Origin of the sequence: Aphanothece microscopica RSMan92, from assembly GCF_046613545.2 — a bacterium.
In the GTDB taxonomy this organism is placed as follows: domain Bacteria; phylum Cyanobacteriota; class Cyanobacteriia; order PCC-6307; family Cyanobiaceae; genus NIES-981.
The window spans coordinates 1-417 of sequence record NZ_JBKKKY020000603.1; the positions used below are offsets into that span (position 1 = coordinate 1).

The window sequence follows — 417 nt, forward strand, 5'->3', positions numbered from 1 at the left end:
GGCCCTACAGGCTTGATCCGGCCGATCCCGCCTCGGCTCTGCGGGCCTATCGGCGGATCCGCCTGTGCGACGACGAGCGGATCTTCTTCTGGTGGATGAGCGGCACGCGCTACGCCCAGATCGAGAACAAGCTGACCGCGATGTTCGACATCGAGATCTGTTCGATCTTCCGGGTGAGCGCGCTGCGTGAGGACAGCTTCAGCCTGTCCTCTCTGGAGATGGTGTTCAACCGGCCGGTCGGCGGCGGCCCGCTTCTTGAGCGCTGGACCAATCCGCTGACCGGGGAGGCGCTGACCCCGGTCTATCGCCCGGTCGGCCCCATCACGCTGCCCTACACGCTCGCTGGCGCTGCGATTCCGAGCAGTCTGCCTGGCGCGCGCATTGTCTCGTCGCGCCCGCCGAGGCGCTTTGTGCTGC

1 protein-coding gene is annotated in these 417 nt (G+C 67.1%); it reads left to right on the forward strand.

The features are described from left to right. Positions 1 to 417 (forward strand): DUF1838 family protein (locus tag ACLD7X_RS19260; protein ID WP_411425284.1); only part of this gene is annotated, 417 nt, incomplete at both ends.